The organism is Acinetobacter sp. CIP 101966 (assembly GCF_000369725.1).
In the GTDB taxonomy this organism is placed as follows: domain Bacteria; phylum Pseudomonadota; class Gammaproteobacteria; order Pseudomonadales; family Moraxellaceae; genus Acinetobacter; species Acinetobacter lwoffii_Q.
Genome location: NZ_KB850160.1, coordinates 845,772 through 866,600 on the forward strand (window position 1 = coordinate 845,772; position 20,829 = coordinate 866,600).

Sequence of the window (20,829 nt, forward strand, 5' to 3'; positions counted from 1 at the left end):
ACTATGGACTAACTCCAAGGTCAAGCATGAGGGCGATATGTCAGTTTATTTGATTTCAGAAATGGCCAAAAAAACTGGTCTAAGCACCGATACCTTACGTTTTTATGAGAAAAAAGGCTTTATTCAGCCGAATTTTCGAGCAAGTAATCAGTATCGTTATTATGGTGAAGACACATTAAAAAGACTGCTTTTTATCAAGCGTTGTCGTGCCTTGGACATGTCATTAAAAGAGATTGAAACCCTGATTCAACTTGAACAAAATCCGGAGCAGGAGTGCTGTGCCGTAAACCAATTGATTGATCAGCATCTTTCGGATATTTCAAATAAAATTAAAGAATTACAAATATTTGAACGGCAACTGATCACACTGAGAGAACGTTGCAACACCCCAACCACTATTGATCATTGCCAGATTTTAAAAACGCTTGAAAATCCTGAAAATGACTGAATATTGAAGATATTTTATGGAGGATTCCCTACTTAAAAAAGAACCTTGTTTTACATCCAAATCGCGTATTTCCGAGTGATTTACTAGGTTGAATCCAAATTCCAGATGATTAGAATAAAGCCGTACTTTTTATATGTCTTTCGATTTGATCATGAGCATTACCACTGTTACCGAACTTCTCTCACCTGCTGGCTCACTGAAAAATATGCGCTATGCCTTTGCTTATGGTGCAGATGCAGTCTATGCCGGTCAGCCGCGTTATAGCCTGCGGGTTCGGAATAATGAATTTGACCATGACAATCTCGCCATTGGCATTAAAGAAGCACATGAACTCGGCAAAAAGTTCTATGTGGTGGTCAATATCCAGCCGCATAACTCCAAGCTGAAAAATTTTATTCGTGATTTAGCGCCTGTAGTGGCGATGCAGCCAGATGCGTTGATCATGTCCGATCCAGGTCTGATCATGCTGGTGCGTGAACATTTTCCAGAGATGGATATTCACTTGTCTGTTCAGGCCAATGCCGTGAACTGGGCAACCGTGAAATTCTGGAAAAATATGGGCCTGACCCGCGTGATTCTGTCACGTGAATTGTCGATTGAAGAAATTGCAGAAATCAAACAGCAAGTGCCCGATATGGAGATTGAAGTCTTTGTTCATGGTGCACTGTGCATGGCCTATTCTGGCCGTTGCATGCTGTCAGGCTATATGAACAAACGTGATGCCAATCAGGGTGCCTGCACCAATGCCTGCCGCTGGGAATATAAAGTGCTGGATGCTAAGGAAGATGAAACCGGTGATGTGATTCCAGTGAAAAATCTGGATTCAGGCTGCTGCTCCAAAGATGCCGACGAACAACACATGCAAGAACAACATCAGTTTGATGAGCCTGTGTTATTGCAGCGGAATGATGAAGATATGTTTGCCGCAGAAGAAGATGAACACGGCACTTATTTTATGAACTCGAAAGATCTGCGTGCAGTCCAGCATGTAGAGCGCTTAACTAAAGTGGGTGTGCATTCACTGAAAATCGAAGGCCGTACCAAGTCTTATTTCTATTGCGCCCGTACTGCTCAAATTTACCGTAAAGCGATTGATGATGCGCTTGCGGGTAAACCTTTTGATCCGTCACTGATGACACAATTGGAAGGCTTAGCGAATCGTGGTTATACCGAAGGTTTTCTACGCCGCCATGTGCATAGTGAATATCAGAATTATGAACATGGTTCTTCCAGTTTTGATCATCAAATTTTCTGTGGTGAAGTACTGGAGCGCAATGGAGATTACATCAAGATCGATGTGAAAAACCGTTTTATCGTCGGTGACTCACTCGAACTGATGACGACTAAAGGCAATATCACTTTCAATTTAACCGAAATGAAAGACAAAAAAGGTAATCTGATCGAAGACGCCAAAGGTTCAGGTCATATCGTTGAGATTCCAGTTCCGGCAGATGTTGATATGCAATATGCCCTGCTCATCCGTAATCTGCCAAGCTCGACTATGGATATTTCGGCATCTTCACTGGCTTATCAAGCGAGTTAAATATGGCACTACTAATTACCGACAAATGCATCAATTGCGATATGTGTTTACCGGAATGCCCAAATGACGCGATTTATGAGGGTGCGAAAGTTTATGAAATTGATGTGAACCGTTGTACAGAATGCGTCGGTTTTTATGAGCATCAGACCTGTGTAGATGTCTGTCCGATTGAATGCATTGTTCCACATCCGGAGTATCGGGAAACACAAGAACAATTACTGGAAAAATTTAAGGGTTTGAACTTATTTAAATCTTAAAAATGAAGCGATGGAATAAACATTGCTTTATATAAAAACAACCTTGGGGAAAGTATAAAAATAAGGGTTGAAAACAAAAACTGTGCAGAGGAAAGGAACAGCTGAAAGTGCGTGGGGACACTTTTGGCTGTTCCAATAATAAATATAAAAAAAGGAACTCGGGTGTTAGCGTCCTGAGTTCCTATAAAGCGATAATAATGTATTTATAAGATATAGCACCTCGGTTTTGGGGAACCCAGGTGCTATTTTTTTATTGTCCTGAACGGATGATGTAATCAAAAGCAGACAGTGACGCCTTGGCACCTTCACCGGTCGCGATGATGATCTGCTTGTACGGCACTGTGGTACAGTCACCTGCAGCAAATACACCTTTCACATTGGTTTCATTGCGATCGTTAATCACGATCTCACCACGGTTGGTCAGCTCAACTGGGGTTTCTTTCAGGAAGTCCGTATTTGGCAACAAACCGATCTGCACGAAGATCCCTGCAAGTTCAACTGTATGCTCTTCATCCGTAGCACGGTCTTTGTATTTCAGTGCAGTCACTTGTGCACCGTCACCCAGTACTTCAGTCGACAAGGCATTCTTGATCACGGTGGTGTTCGGCAAGCTGTTCAGTTTGTCTTGCAGCACCTGATCCGCACGCAATTTGGTATCAAATTCCACCAAAGTTACATGCTCTACAATCCCTGCCAGGTCGATCGCAGCTTCCACCCCCGAGTTACCACCGCCAATCACGGCGACGCGTTTGCCTTTGAACAGTGGACCATCACAGTGCGGGCAGTAGGCCACACCACGAGTTTTGTATTCCTGCTCACCTGGAACGTTCATCTCTCTCCAGCGTGCGCCGGTCGACAGAATCACGGTTTTAGATTCCAGTTTGGCACCATTCTCTAAAGTCACTTCCACCAGACCATTGGCCGTTTCGTCTGCCCCTTTGATATCAGACACGCGTTGCAGGTTCATGATGTCGACCCCGTATTCACGCACGTGGGCTTCCATCTCGGCAGCAAATTTAGGACCTTGGGTCTTCTGTACAGACGTAAAGTTTTCAATATCCATGGTATCCATGACCTGACCGCCCATGCGTTCAGCCACGATCCCGGTTTTAATGCCTTTACGTGCTGCATAGATGGCTGAAGTATTCCCTGCAGGACCACCACCGATCACCAGGACATCAAAGGCATCTTTGGCATTCAGCTTTTTCGCATCTTTGGCAGCGGCATTGCTATCCAGCTTGGCAATGATTTCTTCCAGTGTCATACGACCCTGACCGATATGCTGGTTGTCCTGGAATACCATCGGCACCGCCATGATCTTGCGTTCTTCCACTTCTTCCTGGAAGAAAGCCCCATCAATCATAGTGGCAGTAGTGCCCGGGTTATAGATGGCAATCAGGTTGAGTGCCTGAACCACATCCGGACAGTTATGGCAGCTTAACGATACAAATACGTCAAAGTTGGATTGAACACCCAGGCTCTTGATATTCGCCAGCACTTCATCCGAGACTTTCGGTGCATAACCGGAAGTTTGCAGCAATGCCAGGATCAGCGAAGTGAACTCATGGCCCATTGGCAAGCCTGCAAAGAACACACGCGGTTCCTCACCTTGTTTGGCAATCCCGAAACTTGGCGCACGTGCATTGGTCCCGTCAAAGCGTGCAGTGACCAGGTCAGACAGTGCAGCCACTTCGGCAACCAGTTCCTGGATTTTGGCTGATTTGTCAGAGCCATCTAAAGTCGCGACCAGTTCAATCGGGCCTTCCAGGCGTTCTAATAAGGTTTTAAGTTGAGCTGAAGTATTTTGGTCTAACATTGCTAACGTCTCCAAAGGAGTAAATGTTTATTTGATAACAGGATATTAAATGAATTGCATAAATAGGTAAAACAGGTTGTTTTTATTTTATTGATCGATATTTTAGATTATTAAGCTAAACCTAGTTTTTTTTACTGCCTTATTTAAATTTTTGAGCTGTGTTAAGCAAGTTGAATAGGTTATCTTAAAAATAGCATTGAAATTTTATCAAAAAAATGCTCCCTATTCAGGAGCATTTTGGGAAATTAATGAATCCGCTGTTCGATACGGAGTGATCGACCCTTGATTGAGTTGGCCAAGAAAAACAAGATTAGGCTAAGTAGTGCCGATAAAATAGCAACACCAATAATAACCAGATTCGTGATCTGATTTAACTGATCCGCCTGTTGCACCTGTGTATTTACACTCTTGGCGACTGGTGTCATGGCTTGACCATAGACCTGTTGCTGCATGGTCCAGATTTGTTCAGGCTTGAAACCATATTGTTCAAATTTAGGATCCTGTTTTTCTGCTTCAACCAGGTTTAAAACATAAGGTTTTGCGGCAGATAAATCCTGCGGCTTATGCAGCAATGCCGTTTGCGCCAGTAAATAAGATTTCACCGGTGCTGCAATCTCTGAATCAGCCAGATAACGAGCAATTTCACTGTCATTAATATTGCTGTCATAATACACCACTTGCTGATAAGCATCATCCCGATCATTACGTAGATCATGCTGCCAGTAAGTCAATCCTGACCAGATCACGATAAAAGCAATCAGCCAGGCGACAAATTTCAGCACAAAAGACTGAAAGCGAACATAAAAGAAACGCAACTTTTTCAGTAAGCCAATCACAAAAAATGCACCGATAAAAGAGGCAAAAATTTTAATAATCAGCCAGCCAAACCAGCTCAGCAAACTAAAAAAATAATCCGGACTATCACCAATGCTGGCCAGTGTGGCATCTACACTGACCGGTAAATGCAATTGCTGTACTTGGGTACTCAGGCCAAAAAAGCCATAGACCAGTTCCTGCTGGAAAAATAGGCTGATCAATGAGGCTATAAATATGGTAGAAGTAGTCAAACCCAATAGCATCAAATTGCGTTGACGTTTCTTGAGTGCAACTACCCCCTGCTTGATGTCCTGAGGCTTAACGGCGTATTCATCTAAGGGCGGCAATCTCTACTCCTTCTTTCAGATTTTGGCCCTACCTGATTTAGTTGGGCGTGGATCCACTGGTACTTGATTCAATCACCAAATGATTCAGATTATCTTGCAAAGCTTTCAAACGCACGGTTGCTTCTGTGCGTTTTTGTACACCTTCTTTCTGGATCTGAATCACATCATTTACAGTTTTAATGAGGGTATTTTGCACATGTTCAAGCGTTTCGATGTCAATCACCGAGCGCTGGTTGGCTTTAGCAGTATCGACCGAGTTCTGATGTAACAGGTCAGCATTACGGCGCAGCAGCTCATTGGTGGCATCATCAATGGTATTGGCCAGCTGTACACTGTTCTTCTGTTCGCTCAATGAAATTGCGAGACTGATCTGGTTTTTCCACGCCGGTAAAGTAATGTTTTTGATCGCATAGAACTTGTCGACCAGCATCAGGTTATTCGACTGGATAATCCGGATCATTGGCAAGGTCTGCATGGCAGATTGCTGCAATACCTGTAAATCACTGACACGTTTTTCCAGATTATTGGCCAGATGGTTCAGGTCATAAATTTTCTGGGTGGTGCTCTGATCGTGCGGCAAGGCGGTTAAAGTGGAAATTTCCTGCTGCAGCTCCTGTTCGCGTAAACGGCCTGCGGCGATATGTACCCCGAGCTGTTTATATTCATCCTGTACCCCGTCAAACATTTTATCCAGGGTATCAACACGTGCTTTCAAACCGGATTGCGAGGTTTCAATCTCTTTCACCAGTACATCTAGCTGCTCTTTAGTGGTATTGAAATGCGCATCAAAGTTATCTTTCGCACCTTTGAATTTGCTAATGATATTGCCAAAAAAACCCGAACTTTTCTTTTTATTGAGAATACTGCTGGTATTCAGCTGCTGAGCCACCTGTACCACCTGATTCAGCTTCTGTCCTGTCGCATCCAGATCTCTATTTTGCACCAGATTCAGTAATTCATCGGTATAGGTCGAAGTTTTGGTCGCAATATTTTTGCCATATTCAGCCACGCTGTTATGACTCATGTTCTGCAACTCTTTACGTGCAGCCAGCACCTCCTGAAAGTCAGCAGGCTGTAAGCCCAGTTCTTTCAGGTCCATTTGCTGGAATTTTTGTTCGACCAGTTCATTCGAGCTTTCAACAGGTAAATTTACTAAATCAGACTTGGTCATAGTTCACCTTATATTGTTATGTTTTCGAGGGTTTCTCGAGGGATTTTTTTAACGTTTTAATCAGACTCTCACGGCTATTATCAAGTTTTTCCAGATCACTTGTCGAGTGTTTCGTCTGGCTTTGTTTGACATGATATTGCCAGGCCGGAATCAAGACCTGCTGTGCTTCCTTAAAGCGATCCAGCAGGCTAAAGGAAAGCTGCTGCGAAAGCTGCATCTGGGTAATGGCGATGTCATTACTGCTTTGCAAGGTACGTAAGGTATTAATTTTCTTGGAGAGGCGTTCTGAAAAATTATCCAAGGGATGCTGGTTTTTGACGAATAGCGGATATTCAGACAGAAACTCGTCTGCTGCGACAATGTGCTTGGCCATCTGTTCGCGCAACCCCAAAAGCTGCTGAAAACGTGACTGCGATTTCTGAATTTCAATCTGCAATTTACGGCTTAAGTGATCGGCCTGATCGAGCAAACGGTCTAGCCGTTGATAATATTCCACCTGACTTGAGCCATAATCCAGATCGATGCCTAGCCATTTCTGTAGGGCATTAAATTTACGTTTTTTCAGATATTTTTTAGATTCTGCCAAAGCCTGAATCAATTGCTCAATGGTATGGCTTAACTGTTGGGTCAAGTGCGGGTCTACACCATTCAGTAGAACGGACTGTGCCTGAATCAAAGCATCTGCATAATGATTCAGCCCATATTGATTATCCAGTACAGGCACAAGCTCATTACGCTTAATCGCCAGAATTTCCTCACGATCAAGCATCATGTCAGTCAAGGCAGGTAGAGCTTCAAAGCGCGACATGGTTGAGGCGATATCCTTTAAAAAAAGTGAAACAAAGAAGTCTAGAACATCTTCGAATGTAGCAAAAAAACAGACTGCGTTGTGTATATTTATCCAGAAATTCGTTACATCACTTTAACTAAATGCATGTTTTATCTTTATTTTAATTATGATTTTGGCAAGACAATCCAATTACAGAGATAAATGGCTACGTAGCATCTTGAGAATTGTTTAACTTTAAGCATTTAGAACTTTAAAATGTATTCAATCTGATCTAAATGCTTACAACACCAGGTTTTACTTAAAATCCATATACAAAAAAGCCATATTGCTATGGCTTTCAAGGATGATCCAACGCTGGCTTAAAGATAATCCCCTTCGCTCTCCGGCTGAAACAGCACTTTTTCAATGGTCACTTTCATGGTATTACCATCCGGTTGTGGCCATTCAATGGTTTGACCTTCTGCTAAGCCCAAAATGGCTGCACCTATCGGTGCGATGACATTGACCTGCCCCTTTTCACCTTTAAATTCGTGTGGGTAAACTAGTGTCACCTCAACAGCTTCCGTAGAAGGTGCAATGGTCAACAACACACGGGAATGCATGGTCACGATATTGCTTGCGATCGCTTGCGGCTCGACCACTTCGGCACGTGCCAATTCATCCTCTAAGCGGATCATGGTTTCGCTCAGCTTGCTCTGATTCTCCAGCATCGTTTCCAGACGATGTAAATCTTGCTCAGATAAAATAATGTTGGGTTTAGTCATCCTTATTACCTTGTTTAATGCATAAATGAAAAATTAATCAATCAACCGCCAGCAGCATTTTTAAATACAGGATTTACCCATATTCAAATGATACCGATCCATATAACGTTTAAATAAAAAGAATGATGTCATTCACGGCGCTTATATCAGCACCACCTTACAGTAACATGGGATTCACTCAAGCGCTTCATCTACCATGATCTTCAGCTCAATAACCTATTATTTTTAAAGTGTCAGGTTCTGAAAATAATTCCTGTAAATAATTTCAAGCAAAGCATGCAACGAATGCATTCATTCTTTTAAAGCATTTAAAAATACAAATAGTTGATAAAAGACTTTAAGCCAGATTGAGAAAAACTCAATATGATTTTATTGATGACTCAATCTCTTACGGCATGGAAATTGATCTATATAAGCCCGATCAAGTCTAAACATCTTTTACATCGTTATTTTTACAGCTATAAAAAAAGCTCCCGGTTGGGAGCTCCTTTCCGTTTATAAGCGATTATGCATAAACTGGGAATTTAGCACATACCGCTGCAACTTTCTCTTTCACCGCGTTGATAACAGCTTCATCGCCTTTAGCATCTAGGATGTCAGCGATCCAGCCTGCAAGTTCACGCACTTCAGCTTCGCCAAAACCGCGAGTTGTTACTGCAGGTGTACCGATACGGATACCTGAAGTGACGAACGGAGAGCGTGGATCGTTTGGTACAGAGTTTTTGTTCACAGTAATGTGAGCAGCACCTAACCAAGCGTCAGCTTCTTTACCTGTGATGTCTTGTTTGATTAAAGACAACAAGAACAAGTGGTTTTCAGTACCACCAGAAACTACGTCATAACCACGAGCGATTAATACTTCAGCCATTGCTTTCGCATTCACAACTACTTGTTGCTGATAAGCTTTGTATTCAGGTGCCATTGCTTCTTTGAAGCAGATTGCTTTCGCAGCAATCGCGTGAACCAAAGGACCACCCTGGTTGCCTGGGAATACAGCCGATTGAAGTTTCTTCTCGATTTCTTCGTTTGCTTTCGCAAGGATCAGACCTGAACGTGGACCACGAAGTGTTTTGTGAGTCGTAGTCGTAGTAACGTCAGCGATTTGCACCGGGCTTGGGTAAACGCCAGCGGCAACCAAACCTGCAACGTGAGCCATATCAACAAACAGATAAGCGCCAACTTTGTCCGCGATTTCACGGAAACGCTGCCAGTCAACGATTTGGCTGTATGCAGAGAAACCAGCAACGATCATGCGTGGCTTGTGCTCAAGCGCCAAACGCTCAACTTCTTCGTAATCGATCTCGCCAGTTACAGGATTTAAACCGTACTGAATCGCGTTATATGTTTTACCAGAGAAGCTTACTTTTGCACCGTGAGTCAAGTGACCACCGTGAGCAAGGCTCATACCCAGAACTGTATCGCCTGGGTTAAGAAGCGCTAAGTAAACTGCTGAGTTTGCTTGTGAACCAGCATGTGGCTGAACGTTAGCATAATCAGCACCAAAGAGTTCTTTAGCACGGTCAATCGCCAATTGTTCGATAACGTCTACATACTCGCAACCGCCATAGTAGCGTTTACCTGGGTAGCCTTCCGCATATTTGTTAGTAAGTTTTGAACCTTGAGCTTCCATAACTGCTGGTGAGCAGTAGTTTTCAGAAGCGATTAGCTCAATATGAGCTTCTTGACGAGCATCTTCATTCGAGATTGCTTGAGCTAATTCTGGATCAAATTCAGCGATAGAGATATTGGCAAACATTAGCGAGGTCCTATTGATTTAGGGCTTTTAAGCCGTGCTAAGATTGGCGCGTATTGTAGCATGAAGTTTTAAATTTTCGATCATGAACTTTATTCAGTTTGCAATAAAAATGGCTCATATCTAAAAAAACATGAGCCATTCAGATAAAAATAAGTTATTGAATTGGCATTAGAGATTTTACATCTGAAATAATATTAGGAATATTCAGTGCATAGACGCTACCATGATCCCATTTAGTCGCATTTGACTCATCCGTAATATAACGTACTGAAGTTTGTTTCTGATTGGCGAGTGCAACCAAAACATCTGTTGCTGCTTTCGGAACGGTACTATCTGCTGAACCCTGATAAATAATCACTGGCGTAGAAACTTTAACAAGTAAAGGCTGAGAATCTTTTTCCAAGAAGCTCTTTACGACTGGAATACTCATAAAGTTAGTTTGAGTACGAGGATATCCTTCTAAAGTTCCGTTATTTTGAGCATACTGTCCCATTGCAGCACCAAATTTATTACCCAGTACATCATAGCAATCAGTTTCCGCATTCTTAGCGATCTGGTCAGTCGGTGTTTTAAAAATCTGGCTATATTGCAGATTTGGGTTTGGATTACGTAAACCGGCAGTAATCAATGCCGTGAACGTATCTAAAGACGCCAAAGTTTCAATCTTTTTACCCAGATCGGTTTCTTGTCCAGCTTGCGCCTCACCACCTGACAAAATCAGGCTAAAATTAGAAGCAGGTGCTAGAGCCACTGTCCCCTTATAAGTCATTTGAGCAGCTCGTGCTGCATATTGTGCAGCACCTAAAGCTGCCTGTCCCCCTTGAGAATGCCCAACAGCCATCCATTGACTAGATGCATCTGTCCCTAAATAATCTTTTGCAGCGACAACGGCATCGGTAATCGAATAGGCTTCACTCTTGAGATTCAGGAAAGGATGGAGCTCTTTTCCACCAGGCTCACCTAAACCTTCATAATCGGGTGCAACGACCACATATCCCGCTTGAAGAAATCCAGCAATCATATTCCTGATAAAAGGATTCAGTGCATTTCGACTTGGTGCACATTGGTCAGCAACGCCAGTCGTGCCATGAGCCCATGCGACGATCGGCCATCCCTTTGCTGGTGGTGTTCCCTCAGGGGTGAACACCAATGCAGTCGCTTGTGTTTCTTTACCATTAATCCCTAACATCTTATAAGTCATGATCACACTTTCGTCAGCGATCCCGGCGAAATCCGTTTCAGTATAGGCCACCGGGGTTGCCACCACCGGATTGTCTATATCATTTACAGGAAGAGCAGGTTTGGACTCGTAAAAACGATCATTATCACTATCATCGTTACAAGCAGTTAAGGCCACACTTAATGTGAGAAGAGTACAGGTCAATACTTGACGTTTCATCGATCTTATCCTTATCTTATTTATTATCATCTCTAATGAGTTTTTCTGGTTTTATCTTTAACAAACGATAAAACCACATGTAATTTCCCAATTTATCTAAACAATATCAAGAAAAGAATGCGTTATTTTTTCTATTAAATTCGCACCGGTTTAGATTTATTATGAAATCAACAAACTTTAAAATAGAGAATTTCTCCTCTCCAGAACTATACAAATAGTCGTCATACGTTAAAAAGCCTGCAATTAATACAGAAATAAAGCAATTCAATTGTCAGTTGCAAAATAATAATGTTAGATTTTACTCTCCTCTCTTTTCAGGCACATTTCCGACATGCAGGCCATTATTCTTGATACCGAAACGCATACTTTAAATGGTCAACCCATCGAAATTGCTTATGCGCCTGTCGAAATTGTAGAGCATAAAATCAGTCTGGATAAAAGCCGCCTGTTTGATCAGCTTTATTCATGTGACGAAGCCATTTCTTTTGCTGCCATGGCCGTGCATCATATTCTGGAATCGGATCTGGAAGGTCAGCCGCATTACAGTACCTTTCGCCTGCCTGATGAAACCGTCTACATGATCGGCCATAATATTGATTATGACGTCCGTGCCATCGAAAAATGTGGTGTAGATACTTCAAAAATCAAGGCGATTTGTACACTGGCTTTAGCACGTCGGGTCTGGCCAGATGCGGAAGCACACAATATTTCTGCCCTGATTTATATGATCACCAAAGGCAGCGAAAGAGCGCGTGAAATGATCCGTAAAGCGCATCGTGCCGATATGGATATTATTTTAACGGCCAATATTTTAATGCATATTGTGCATCATTTAAAAATCAACAGTATGCAGGAATTATTCGATGCTTCTGAAGATGCCCGAATTCCACGTACGATTAATTTTGGTAAACATCGCGGCACCGCTATTGCAGAGCTACCTGCTGACTATGTGCAATGGTTGTTGCGTCAAGATGAGCTAGATCCTTATTTACGTAAGGCACTTGAAAATACGGCGATCACGACATTATAGTTTTTATCAAAATAAACCTCTGTATTTTAATAAATACTTCATATTAATGTAATTTTCACAGACTATGCTCTAGCTGAATTTAAGCAACCATCTATTCAGTTATGATGCATTTTTATAAAACTCAACGTGGGATCGAGGTGCTACAGGATCGCTCCATCCCACTGACCGCACGCCAACGCCGCTTATTGGTTCTGATCGGCAGCCAGGATTTCAACTTATTAAATGATGGCTTAAAACACCAGCTTGCTCCTGCCGAACTCTTAGATCAGCTTTATGCCATGGATCTAATCGTTCCGGCTGAAACTGGCGAGGTAGCTATCAGTCAAAAGCAGGCTGATGCAAGATCAGATACAAAAGTTGATCTGGCACACTCTGAGATTCACCGTTCGTTGAATTCCTCGATAGCAGCGGATTCTGCGACAAAAGAACTCCATCCTGAGATGGAATCCATTAAAGTAGCGCAGGACATTCCATCTGCTGAAACGGATTCAAGCCATGCAAAAAAGCTGCCTGAACTGCAACCTATGTCTTTTGAAGACCTTAAATATATGATGATGGAAAGCTTACAAAAATATTGTGGCTTGATGGCCAAGCAGCAAATTCATCAGATTTTACAGGCGCCGGATACGCGCAGTTTAAAACTGTGCCAAATGCAATGGATCACGTCCCTTCAGGAAAGCCGTATTGCTCCCCAAGAATTGAATCACATTCTGAAGCAGATCAATTTTGCTTTAGATCAATTACAGCAAAATAAAGCTGAAGACTAATAAGATCTTAGTCTTTAAAACTCTTAAATGAGCAAGTTTAACAATAAGCTAGCTTTGATTATTTAAGATAACTGATTGATTATTTGAAATATTTATATTCAAGCGAAATTTAAAGCTCGGAATATCCGACTTAAGCGTGATAGAAAAAATAATTACAATCCCGCCATATAGTGAGCATAGACATCCGGTAGGATCATGTATATGTCACATTATTTAGAATTCGATGCGTTCGATAATCCAATGCAACTGAGTAAAGTTGGCAACTGGGTGATCACCTTTTTAAGTCCGGTTGAAGAACTGCAATTTGTGCAACTGGCGATTACCTATGTGCTTCCCCGCCAGATCAGTGATAGCTTGCAACCGCGCCGTATATTGATTCAAAAAAGTCCCATTGAGCATCATTGGCTGATTCAGGCCATTGAATGTTTTGATAGCACGACTCGTCAGGAAATTTCTTTAAGCCCTGAGCATACAACCGCACAGCAAACTTTAGCGCAGATTTTGCAAGAATTTGAAAAATATGATGTGAATTTACAGCTTAAACAGATTTAACCACCTGCCCATTCTATTGATTTTTTATCAAAATTGGATATTTCTTCGGCCAATCAAGGCCCACTACCACGTTGTCTTCTCTTAGAGATTGAATCAACTTATGATTATAGCTGCACACATTAGCATCCAAGCTAGCAAATACCAAAGTATAAAAAAACTCACCTAAATGGTGAGTTTTTTAACTGCTGAATCGGTGATTTCGGATAAATAAGTTCAATTTTTTTCTACCTATCTGAAGTTCACTGATTAAATTATTCGACAACGCGATAAATATTTGAAGATTGTTGGCTTTCAAATAATAGCTCAATACTCGGCAGAATGGTTTCACCATCCACCACAATATGTTCAATTTTTTTGACCAACTCAGCTACATGATGAGTGTTGTGCTCTGCAAAGGAACGCAGCATAGCTTTCGCCTCAGTCACTTGACTAAATTGATCTTTCACCTTGATATCAATCATCTTTGACATTTTTCCTTCCTCTCTCATTATCCAATTTGCAGTTTTTTATACCATAATTAGCCAAGCGATTAATCTTCAAGATGTTAACGAATTTGGCAATGTAAACTTTTTTATCTGGAGGGATTATAATAAAAAGAATATTAAACTGAATGAATTGCGCAGACATTAAAAAAGCTCGCATTTCTGCGAGCTCTGTGTTGGATGGCTAGTGCTAGATTTATTGTCTGGTGATGAACATCAAACTCAACTAACTGTCATTGATCCGTCCAACTTATCGGTAGCGTCTTATTGGTTTTACGACCTACCATGAGTTCAATATAACAGTATTTTTTTAGCCAACAATACTCTTTTACACTTCTAAAAGAAGACTTATACAAGATTCCAATTGTCATTTTTTTAAAGCAGATTAGAATATTTCTGGCTTGTCTTACGAAGAATTTTGCATTCATATCATCTTTATCTAATTTATTGATTTCTAGAAAAATACCTTATTAAGCATACAACTTCCCATTGCATAGACGGCTCAATACTCTCGTTCATAATCTCAATAAGCGCTTTAAAATTTAAGTTGGAATATGATTTTTTATAAAAAAATACTTCCGGAAAAGGACGCAATATTCAAAGAAACTACTGTCATAGAATCGATACGACTAATTTTAAAATGATTATTTTTCAAAAAATGGCAACAATTTAATCTCCCATCAAGATCAATTAACCATATTTTTGTCTGAGTATTTAATTACTTACATAAGGAAATCAAAATTATTCAATTGATTTTCTGAACGTTAAATACCATATTTTTATTTGCAGCATAGTCAAATATTCAGAACCTTACTCAGCTTTTCAAATCCACCCTATTTACAGCCAAGCGATCTATAGATTCTCAATTTGATTAAAATAAAAACATCCACTTAATGAAAATTTAATTTTATATCAACCTTAAACATTGAATATAAATGCAATACAATGCTCATAAATACATCGAGATATATCTAATTTTTTATGTCAGCTAATAATTTTAGGAAACACCTTGATCTCAATTTAAGGCAGTTAATACTTTTATTGGCTATTTTTAGTGTGTCTAGCCTTTTTATTATTTCTCTCATTATTAGCTATCAGATCGTAAAAAATCAGTTAATCGACAATTCTCTTGCCTTAAACTCTGATCATGCACATAAAATTGCATTAAGCACAGACAACCATTTTAGAAATATGCTTCTTGAGCTGGACTATAGTGCCAAGATATTAGGTCAAGACTTTAATAACAATGAGCTAAGAGAAGCCGAGGTCAATAAATTAAAATATCAGTCTGAACACTATAACAGTGTTGTGATCAGTGACACCCAAGGCAGACTGATAAACTTTTCCCCTAATATTCTGCATATTGATAAAAGCAAAATACAACATACTCAAGGGATTATTGACTCTCTTCATAAAAAATCGACTTATATATCTTCGCCCTATTTTTCTGTGCAAAAAAATATGATTGTGTTTATTTCTCAACCTATTTTTGACAAGTCAAATCACTATCAGGGCTTCATCGGTTCAGCGATTTATTTAAAAGAAAAAAATGTAATTAATCAGCTTCTAACCACTTATAAAAATTATAAGAATAGTTATATGTATGTGATTAACAATGAAAATAAAATTATTTTCCATCCCGATCGTGAAAGAATCGGTCAATTGGCCAGCAATAATACTGGTCTGGAATATATGCATGCGCATAAAAATGGTCAAATTCGTTTAATCAATAGTCAAGGCGTTGATAATCTGGCAGGTTTTTCTCATATTCCGACTTCAAACTGGATCGTGGTTTCCCAACAACCCACCCATGACTTACTTAAACAGGCAAATTCTATCCTCTATAAATTAGCCGCAGGATTCTTTTTATTTTATCTGCTTGTTTTTTATATTGTATGGCGACTGTCTGACTCTATCTCGGCCCCGTTGAACCAACTGGCAGATATGGCGAGTTTACTGAATCAGGCAGAAATCGGCTCAAAAATTAAGAATATCCAGCCCTGGTACTATGAGGTCACAAAATTCAAGTTAGCCCTACTGCTCAGTGTTCGCAAATTTTCGCAACAAATGAGCAAGATGGATCATCATATTAATACAGATCCTTTAACCGGCTTGATGAATCGTCGTGGTTTGAATTATGCCATGACTCAAAACATGAAGATGAACATCCCTTTTTCAGTACTTCTGATGGATGTGGATCATTTTAAAAACATTAATGACAATTATGGTCATGATCAAGGTGATGTTGTCTTAAAGCATATTGCCAAGACGATGCAGCAAAAATTTCGTAAAGATGATATTTGCTGCCGCTACGGTGGTGAAGAATTTATCATTATTATACCGAACAGCAATCTCACTGAAGTTTATGAAAGCGCAGAAAGGTTCAGAAAAGAAATTGCAGGTAAAGAGATTCAGGACATAGGTCACATTAGCATTTCGATTGGTATTGCTTCTTGGCCAGACAGTTCTAAAAATATTCTAGACGTTTTGAAAACTGCCGATAACAATCTTTATCGGGCGAAAGACGATGGACGCAACTGTGTGCGTTACTAATTTGATTTTTCAGATTTATAGTTAAATAAATGGTGCGCTCAGCGGGGATAGAACTATACCTTGTAAGCCATATACAGCAAGGCTTTACCATTTATAACTATTGCTTTGTATCCTCTTATGTATCCTCATTTCTGAATGTACCCTTTTTTTTAATCAAGTTATCTAACTTCTTGTTTCTCCGTACTAAGCCTGCTTGATTGGTAGAATGTAACGATTTTGAATACATATTTTTATATCGGCCATTCAAGGTTGTGTTTTGTGCGGTTTTCAAATCCACGTTCCTGTGATTCCTGTTGCTTGTTTCCAATATAGCCCGTCCATCATTACTCAGGTAGTTAGTTTTCTTATTGATTTAATCATGGCTGAACTATGATAATGTTGCTCAAGTTTTAAACCTCTATCATCGCTGAAAAGCCTCTATGCCTACTAATAAGCATGGGGGCTTTTTCAATTCCGTGATGCAGAATATTTCTAATTGTTTGATAGCTAATTTCACACCCTGTAATAGTGATATTTTGCCAATCCCTTATTAAAAAAAATATCTTTTACCGACTTGCATCATGGGGTTAATTCCCTAAACAGCATAAACAACCCTAAATTTTCGGTTGAAACCCCAATAAGCTATTGTTTTATATTAGTAATATACGGCGTAAACGATAGGCATTAAAAAGGCTCGTCTTGAGCCTTTTTCTTGGTAGTTTATGCCAATAAAAATAAAGCATTTCTGCTTTGCTCAAGCAAGGTTTCATGAATTTTTATGCTGTACTTTTCACTATTTCATTAAGGTAAATTGAATTTAAGATTAGCTTCTAAAAAAATACCGGTTTCATGCAGTCTTTTCATCTATGATGGTCTATAACTTTAATCATAAAAAAATAGGGGTTTATATGGGGTTTATTCTTCTTGTTATTCATGCAGTTGTTTCTTTTGCTGTGGGTAAAGCAGTTGTTAATTCTAAGCCAGAAATAGCCAATTGGTCGGTAAACAAAAAACAAGCTGTAACGCTTGTCTGGTTTTTCTTGAGTGTGCTTTTTTGGGCTGTCATCAAAACAATACAATTGAACTCCTCTATTGAAGAACATATTTTTAGTAGCTTTGGTATATCAATCATTATGGGTATGATTTTCTATATGGCTTTAGCCCCTAAAAAACAAACAGCCTAGAAACCAAAAGCCAGTATTAAACTGGCTTTTTTATCTTAAAAGTTAAAAAAATCATCTTTTCACGAAGCCCTTATTCATTAAGATGAATAAGGTTTTTTAACTTTCTACTGTCTTTTTTGTTGCCTTTGGCTTCTTAGTTTTGACGTTTCTCTCTTGCACCGCTTTTTCTGCCTCCACATATTGCTCATAAAGTTCAAACAGGAAAGTGACCCGCTCTGCTTCAGAATTGAACTTTTTACGAGAATACGCCGCCTCTACAGCCTTATCTAAAGCTTGATGCGCTTTTGACAGCTCAATAGGCATAAGCAATGGGTCATACAAGTCAGCTAATGAACTGTCCGGGTATTTAATACGAGCGTCTAATATTGCTTGCGCTGCATCTTCAACAGCTTTTTTTTGTTTATCTGTTGGCTCTAAAGGCCAAGGGAAATTATTGTATGTAATTAATGCTGAATATTGATAGTCACTTTTTAATCTTCCTGAAACTATGCGTGACCAAGCATTATGCATCAATGAGTTTAATATCCCGAATGCATATAAAGAAGCGTCTGGAACCAATTGCAACTTATCTCCAGCAATATGATGAGCGGGCAGGAAACCAATAGGTATATATTTTCGTCTTTCGGATGACACTCGAGGGAGTGCTAAATAAGCCGTGTTTGGTTGGCGTATTGCTTGAAAGCGTGTAGGGCTACCAGCTGCTTTTCTTGTTGCAGCATCAGTACTCTTTTCCCGCATAGCTTTAACAGCTTCTACTCTCCTCATAACATAGGGCATCTTTTTAAGCTCAGATGGAGAACAATCAACAAGCCATAAACAATACCGAGGAATATTATTAATAAATTCTTCCCCCATAGAAAATGGATGAATCCACGCCTCAGAAAGCGGTTCTTTTTCAATAAGCTCTTTTGCTTCTATATCTGATAATAGTAAATTTCCACCATCCGTAGGCTTACTACCATTCACCATTTTAGAAACTGAACATAATGGACTTGTTCTTTTTTGAACAATAAGGTTTTTACCATCAACCAGGTAAGGATTGATATTGGAAGCAGTAGTACAAACCACTCCTTCATCTGTAGCATCAAATAGATATTTAGGCTTGTTAATTTGACCTGTACAGAAGCCAATAATTACACAATGTACAGCAGCTTTTCCTTTCGCTGCACTTTGCCACTGGAAAGTTCGATGTGCAAAGAAAATGGATACTCCTTGTTTAAGCATCCAATTCCATAAGGTAATTACTTGTTCCCCTTGAGTGATGGAGTTGGTGGAAACAAAAGCTGTTTTTACTAATGGGTTGGCTGCCATTATGATTGTCGCTTTGATATACCATCCAGACACAAAATCTAGTGATGCAACCCCTGCTATATCTTTCCCGACTTTTGCCAAAGAACTTTTCTGTTCAGGTGTTTGGTAGTTTTTCCCCACAAATGGAGGATTACCAAATATGAAATCTACAGTTGGCCATAATACTTCAAGAGAATTGGCTCTTTGGATATGTGCTTGAGCTTTCAATGGGATACGGGCAAAGTGAGTTCCATAATGTTCTGAAACTAGCATATTCATTTGATGGTCAACCAACCACATGGCGACACGGGCAATTTGGCTTGGGAAATCTTCAATTTCAATACCATGAAACTGACTGACATTGCAGCGCACAATGGTGGATACATCCAATAACTGACCTTTGGCATGGATTTCTTCAATCACATCCAGTTCCAGTAAACGCAGCTCTCGGTAGGCCACAATCAAGAAATTTCCACAACCACATGCTGGGTCTAGAAAATCCAGATTAGCTAACTTCTCATGAAAGGCATCAAGTGCCGCAGTCCTAGCTTTACCTCTTCCTTTTCTTCTTAACTCTTCAAATTCAGTTCGAAGGTCATTCATAAATAAAGATGAAATGACTTTGAGAATATTTTCTTCACTGGTGTAATGTGCACCCAAGCTACGGCGTTGTTCAGTGTCCATTACGGATTGGAACAGTGCACCAAAGATTTCAGGAGAAATCTTGCTCCAGTCCATCTCACAAGCTTCGAGTAACAGGTTACGCATCTCATCATCAAATGATGCTGGAGGTAATTGCTCTGCAAATAGCTGTCCATTGATATAAGCGAAGTCTGCAAAATCTTGATCTAGATTCCTGAGGCGTTGTTGTTCGGGTTGATTCAACACATAAAACAGCATAGCTATTTGCTGTGCTAAATCTGAACCATCTGCTTTAGTTTTACGTTGAATAAAGTTCGTAAACTGGTACTTGGCAAAGATTCCAGTATCTTCAGCAAATAGACAGAACAACAAACGAATCAACATAACTTCAAGTACATGACCATCATAACCAACTGCTTTTAACTGGTCATGCAGCTTACCCATCTTCTCGGCTGCTTCAATATTGGCAGCTTCTTCGGCTTGTTTAATCTCGCTAATTTGATCATGTAAAAAACCGAAGAGGTGGACATGATCGGCTAACTCAGCAATAAGAATCTGGGTCTGATCTTGTGTTTCCAAATCATACAGTCGAAGAAACTCAAAGTCGCAGACAATTACATAACGAGGTAATTGAGCAGGATCGACTTTCGCAGTCGCTTCCAAATATCCAATAGCTTGATGGAAAGCCTTTTCTAAGTCTTGACCTCGACTTTTTTGCTCACAGACCAATTTACCGGGCCAGAACACATCAATAAAACCACGATGCCCATTGAGCTTAGTAAGCTTGGCTTCAAATATCCCGACTTGACGGCGGCTAATGCCAAAAACCGCAAAAAACTCATTCCAGAATGTTTGAGACTCAGCTTTTTCACTAACCTCATCTTTCCAATCTTTACTGAACTTACGTGCATTCTTAATGATTTGATTGCGTGAAATTAACACTGACACCCTCACATAAATATTTTACTTTATTAGCTTCAACTGAACTGAATAAAAATTTCTATTTGCTAAACCTATTAAGGCTTGGTTACCCCTAACCAATTCGAAGTATATACGCTGATTGTTTGTTTTATCTATCCATCTTTTTAAGAGCATTTTTTGCCAATAAAATCCTTTCTTTAAAAGTACTTGACATGGAGCATCATGGGGTTGTTTCCCTAAACAGCATAAACAACCCTAAATTTTCGGTTGAAACCCCAATAAGCTATTGTTTTATATTAGTAATATACGGCGTAAACGATAG

General features: G+C 40.0%; 17 protein-coding genes. 8 read left to right on the forward strand and 9 right to left on the reverse strand.

Features of this window, described 5'->3' with window-relative positions; genetic code table 11:
• Positions 1 to 37: 37 nt before the first annotated feature.
• The 3 genes from F891_RS10155 (at position 38) to F891_RS10165 (ending at position 2,248) form a co-directional block, all read left to right on the forward strand.
• Positions 38 to 448: a Cd(II)/Pb(II)-responsive transcriptional regulator gene (locus F891_RS10155; RefSeq protein ID WP_004279012.1), complete on the forward strand. Its 411-nt coding sequence runs from the start codon at positions 38 to 40 to the stop codon at positions 446 to 448.
• A gap of 133 nt (positions 449 to 581) precedes the next feature.
• Positions 582 to 1,991 carry a prephenate-dependent tRNA uridine(34) hydroxylase TrhP gene (yegQ, locus tag F891_RS10160; RefSeq protein WP_004645587.1) on the forward strand — a complete coding sequence of 470 codons (1,410 nt, stop codon included), beginning with the start codon at positions 582 to 584 and terminating at the stop codon, positions 1,989 to 1,991.
• A 2-nt stretch (positions 1,992 to 1,993) separates the two neighbouring features.
• On the forward strand, positions 1,994 to 2,248 hold the full coding sequence (locus F891_RS10165; protein ID WP_004645588.1) for a YfhL family 4Fe-4S dicluster ferredoxin: 255 nt from the start codon (positions 1,994 to 1,996) through the stop codon (positions 2,246 to 2,248).
• Positions 2,249 to 2,498: 250 nt separating this feature from the next.
• On the opposite strand, the gene ahpF is transcribed toward F891_RS10165, so the two are convergent.
• The 7 genes from ahpF to F891_RS10200 form a co-directional block, all read right to left on the reverse strand.
• A complete protein-coding gene (gene ahpF, locus F891_RS10170; protein WP_005263434.1) occupies positions 2,499 to 4,064 on the reverse strand; it encodes an alkyl hydroperoxide reductase subunit F in 1,566 nt (521 codons plus the stop codon).
• A 245-nt stretch (positions 4,065 to 4,309) separates the two neighbouring features.
• Positions 4,310 to 5,227, reverse strand: coding sequence for a hypothetical protein (locus F891_RS10175; RefSeq protein WP_004279019.1), 918 nt, complete (start codon positions 5,225 to 5,227; stop codon positions 4,310 to 4,312).
• Between the two features lie 37 nt (positions 5,228 to 5,264).
• Positions 5,265 to 6,398, reverse strand: a complete 1,134-nt coding sequence (locus F891_RS10180) for a toxic anion resistance protein (RefSeq protein WP_004279020.1) — start codon at positions 6,396 to 6,398, stop codon at positions 5,265 to 5,267.
• 16 nt (positions 6,399 to 6,414) lie between these two features.
• On the reverse strand, positions 6,415 to 7,206 hold the full coding sequence (locus F891_RS10185; RefSeq protein WP_004279021.1) for a hypothetical protein: 792 nt from the start codon (positions 7,204 to 7,206) through the stop codon (positions 6,415 to 6,417).
• Positions 7,207 to 7,547: 341 nt separating this feature from the next.
• Entirely contained in the window at positions 7,548 to 7,952 is a 405-nt protein-coding gene (gene rnk / locus F891_RS10190) for a nucleoside diphosphate kinase regulator (RefSeq protein WP_004279022.1), read from the reverse strand.
• A 505-nt stretch (positions 7,953 to 8,457) separates the two neighbouring features.
• The gene (gene glyA, locus F891_RS10195) at positions 8,458 to 9,708 is read right to left on the reverse strand and encodes a serine hydroxymethyltransferase (protein WP_004279023.1); all 1,251 of its coding nucleotides are present in this window, start codon (positions 9,706 to 9,708) and stop codon (positions 8,458 to 8,460) included.
• Between the two features lie 154 nt (positions 9,709 to 9,862).
• On the reverse strand, positions 9,863 to 11,107 hold the full coding sequence (locus F891_RS10200; RefSeq protein WP_005263436.1) for an alpha/beta hydrolase: 1,245 nt from the start codon (positions 11,105 to 11,107) through the stop codon (positions 9,863 to 9,865).
• Positions 11,108 to 11,438: 331 nt separating this feature from the next.
• Between F891_RS10200 and F891_RS10205 the strand changes: the two genes are divergently transcribed.
• The 3 genes from F891_RS10205 to F891_RS10215 all read left to right on the forward strand — a co-directional run bounded on the left by F891_RS10205 (position 11,439) and on the right by F891_RS10215 (position 13,456).
• A complete protein-coding gene (locus tag F891_RS10205) occupies positions 11,439 to 12,137 on the forward strand; it encodes a DUF3820 family protein (RefSeq protein WP_004645595.1) in 699 nt (232 codons plus the stop codon).
• 101 nt (positions 12,138 to 12,238) lie between these two features.
• The gene (locus F891_RS10210) at positions 12,239 to 12,904 is read left to right on the forward strand and encodes a hypothetical protein (protein WP_005263439.1); all 666 of its coding nucleotides are present in this window, start codon (positions 12,239 to 12,241) and stop codon (positions 12,902 to 12,904) included.
• Between the two features lie 201 nt (positions 12,905 to 13,105).
• Positions 13,106 to 13,456, forward strand: a complete 351-nt coding sequence (locus tag F891_RS10215; RefSeq protein WP_005263440.1) for a hypothetical protein — start codon at positions 13,106 to 13,108, stop codon at positions 13,454 to 13,456.
• A 251-nt stretch (positions 13,457 to 13,707) separates the two neighbouring features.
• On the opposite strand, the gene F891_RS10220 is transcribed toward F891_RS10215, so the two are convergent.
• Positions 13,708 to 13,926: a hypothetical protein gene (locus tag F891_RS10220; RefSeq protein WP_005263443.1), complete on the reverse strand. Its 219-nt coding sequence runs from the start codon at positions 13,924 to 13,926 to the stop codon at positions 13,708 to 13,710.
• Positions 13,927 to 14,919: 993 nt separating this feature from the next.
• On the opposite strand from F891_RS10220, the gene F891_RS10230 reads away from it, so the two are divergent.
• Positions 14,920 to 16,491 (forward strand): sensor domain-containing diguanylate cyclase, encoded by a 1,572-nt coding sequence (locus tag F891_RS10230; protein ID WP_005103628.1) that lies wholly within the window; start codon positions 14,920 to 14,922, stop codon positions 16,489 to 16,491.
• 887 nt (positions 16,492 to 17,378) lie between these two features.
• Positions 17,379 to 17,654, forward strand: a complete 276-nt coding sequence (locus tag F891_RS10235; protein ID WP_005263446.1) for a hypothetical protein — start codon at positions 17,379 to 17,381, stop codon at positions 17,652 to 17,654.
• A gap of 96 nt (positions 17,655 to 17,750) precedes the next feature.
• Here F891_RS10235 and F891_RS10240 read toward each other — a convergent pair whose 3' ends face one another.
• Entirely contained in the window at positions 17,751 to 20,528 is a 2,778-nt protein-coding gene (locus F891_RS10240; protein WP_005263448.1) for a class I SAM-dependent DNA methyltransferase, read from the reverse strand.
• Positions 20,529 to 20,829: the final 301 nt, after the last annotated feature.